At 68.4% G+C, this 3,018-nt stretch carries 2 protein-coding genes and 1 pseudogene; 1 reads left to right on the top strand and 2 read right to left on the bottom strand.

From position 1 onward, the window contains the following. Positions 1–477: pseudogene (locus tag WBA11_RS13180) on the bottom strand (hypothetical protein); the annotation flags it as partial. Between the two features lie 53 nt (positions 478–530). Here WBA11_RS13180 and WBA11_RS13175 point away from each other — a divergent pair. Continuing rightward, positions 531–1,073, top strand: a complete 543-nt coding sequence (locus WBA11_RS13175) for a hypothetical protein (RefSeq protein ID WP_424521133.1) — start codon at positions 531–533, stop codon at positions 1,071–1,073. Positions 1,074–1,104: 31 nt separating this feature from the next. Here WBA11_RS13175 and typA read toward each other — a convergent pair whose 3' ends face one another. Then, entirely contained in the window at positions 1,105–2,937 is a 1,833-nt protein-coding gene (typA, locus tag WBA11_RS13170; RefSeq protein ID WP_424521132.1) for a translational GTPase TypA, read from the bottom strand. Positions 2,938–3,018 lie beyond the last annotated feature (81 nt).

Here is a 3,018-nt window from a genome sequence, read left to right as displayed (position 1 = left end):
GTCGTGGCGGAGCTCGGTCCGAAGCGCGAGCGGATTGCCCTCGGCCTCGAGGGTGTCGCCGAAGGCGCCGTTCAGGATCCCGACGACGGCGTCCCGCGAGGCGGACTCCCGGACCGGACCGCCGGGCCGAGCGGCCAGCGTGACGCCCAACAGCCGCGCTACGCCGCGCGTGATGGCGCGGACGGAACGGTAGACCCACTTCGAGATCCCGCGCGTCCGCTTCTCCTTTCGCCACGGCCGGGCGATGGTCGCGTGCGCGGACTCGACGACGTCGGTGACGCCCAGGACGGCGGCGGCGGAGGCCTGGACGGCGCCCTCAAGGTCGGAGCGGGAAACGCGCATGGAGCCAAGGACGGCGCGCGCAGTGTCGAGTTGCAATCGCCCGACCTCGAGGACGAACGTGGGTCCTGAGACGCCCTCGAGGGCGCGTCCGGCCGTGGCGACGAAGAGACCGCGACGCGACTGGTGCATCTGCATCAGGCGTCAACGCTAGCAAGCGGATACCATAGTCGCCAGCCGGCCCGAAACCCATGCTCCGACTTGCTCTGCTCGTCCTGCTCACGACCGCCGCCAGCGCGCAGGGCCCCGCGACGAATGGCGACGACCCTCGCACGGCAACGGTCTTGAAAGGCGTCGGGATCTACGCGGTCGGGGCTTCGGCGGCGGTGGGCTCCCTGGCAGCCGGCCTGTTTCTCGTCTCCGAGGTCGCGGAGGGGGACGAGGCCGCGCTCTTGCTTCCCGCTGGCGCCGCTCTCGGCGTCACGGCAGCAACGTATGGAATAGGCCAGGCGCTCGGCGTGGACGGAACGCTGCGAGGGGCGATAGCGGGGGCCGCACTCGGGGCGGTCCCCGGCACCGTCCTGATCGGCGTAGCCCTGACGATACCCGACATCGGCGCACTCGGCCCCGCGATCGCGGGAATGTACCTGAGCGTCGGCCTTGTCCCTCTCGGCGCCTTCATTGGGTACGGGCTCGGAGCGCGGCGGGCCGTCACGATCACCCCCGCGACGCTGGTAACGCCGACGGGCGAGGCGGGCGCGGGCCTTCGTTTGACGGTCGGTCTCAGCCCATGAAACACGCAGTCCGACCTCCCTCGAGAACGGGCTACGCCTCCTTCTTGCGGGCCTGGGAGGCGCGCTTGCGCTCGTGCGGGTCGAGGTGCCGCTTGCGGAGACGCGTCGAGGACGGCGTGATCTCGATCAGCTCGTCGTCGCGGATAAACTCGATGGCCTCCTCGAGCGACATCTTTTTCGAGGGGTTCATCTTGAGGAAGTTGTCCGAGCCACTCGCGCGCATGTTGGTCAGCTTCTTCTCCTTGGTCGCGTTGACCTCCATGTCCTCGTCCCGCGCGTTCTCGCCGACGATCATGCCGTTGTAGACCTCGTCGCCGGGCTCGACGAACAGCTGACCGCGCTCCTGCAGGTTGACGATGGTGTAGGGCGTCACCTTGCCGTTACGGTCGGCCACGATGGCGCCGGTCGCGCGGTGCGTGATGGGGCCGGCCCACGGGCGGTAGCCGTCGAACAGGTGGGTGAGCAGGCCCGTGCCCTTGGTGTCGGTCAGAAACTCGGTCCGGTAGCCGATGAGCCCGCGTGCCGGGATCTCGAACGTCATGCGAACGCGGCCCGAGCCGTTGTTCTTCATCTCGACCATCATGCCCTTGCGCGTCCCGAGCGTCTCGATCACGACGCCCATGAACTCCTCGGCCACGTCGATCGTCGCGCGCTCGAAGGGCTCCGACAGCTTGCCGTTGACCTCCTTCGTGATCACCTGCGGCATACCGACGGCGAACTCGAAGCCCTCGCGCCGCATCTGCTCGATCAGAATCGCCCTCTGCAGCTCGCCCCGGCCGAAGACGAGGTAGCGGTCCGTGCTCTCGGTCTCGTCGATGCGCAAGGCCAGGTTGGCCTCGCCCTCCTTCATCAGCCGGTCGCGCAGGTTGCGGGACGTGACGTACTTGCCGTCCTTACCGACGAACGGCGAGTCGTTGACGCGGAACTCCATCGACAGCGTCGGCTCGTCGATGTCGAGGGCGTCGAGCGGCTTCGGGTCCTCGATGTCGGTCAGCGACTCGCCGAGGCCGATGCCGGTCATGCCACCGATGTAGACGATGTCGCCGGCCGTGGCGCTCTCGGCCTCGACGCGGTCGAGACCTTCGGAGACGAACAGGCTCGTGACTTGCGCGGCCTTGATCTCGCCGGTCCGGTGGCACATCAACACGCGCTGCTTGACCTCGAGGGTGCCGTTGACGACGCGGGCGATGGCGATGGGGCCGAGGTAGGCGTCGGGCTTGACGTCGGTGACCAACACCTGAAGCGTCGCGTCGGGATCGCCCGCCGGCGCGGGGACCGTGCTGACGATGGTCTCGAAGACGGGCTGGAGGTCCGTCAGCGGCTCGGCCATGTCGAGGGTGCACTCGCCGTCACGCGCGACGGCGTAGATCACGGGGAACTCGAGCTGGTGCTCGTCGGCATCGAGGTCGATAAACAGGTCGTAGATCTCGTCCAGCACCTCCGAGGCCCGCGCGTCGCCGCGGTCGATCTTGTTGATGACCACGATCGGGACCAACCCGAGCGCCAGGGCCTTCGAGAGCACGAACCGCGTCTGGGGCAGCGGCCCCTCGGCCGCGTCGACCAGGAGCATGATGCCGTCGACCATGCGGAGCGTCCGCTCGACCTCGCCGCCAAAGTCAGCGTGACCGGGCGTGTCGACGATGTTGATCTTGACGTCGTCGCCGGCCTCGGTCGTGTAGCGGACGGCCGTGTTCTTGGCCATGATCGTGATCCCCTTCTCGCGCTCCAAGTCCATCGAGTCCATGACGCGCTCGGTGATGGCCTCGTGGGCGGCGAAGGTGCCGCTCTGCTGGAGCAGGGCGTCGACGAGGGTGGTCTTGCCGTGGTCGACGTGGGCGACGATGGCGACGTTGCGGATCTGCATGGCGGAGCGGCCGGGACTTCAGGAGAAACCGCCAAGGTCCGCCGCCCTCGATGCGGCGCCCGTCGAGGGCGAGCGGATTCG

The sequence above is a fragment of the Rubrivirga sp. genome, assembly GCF_049648075.1.
Lineage (GTDB): Bacteria > Bacteroidota > Rhodothermia > Rhodothermales > Rubricoccaceae > Rubrivirga.
This window is presented reverse-complemented; position numbering and strand designations above follow the sequence as displayed.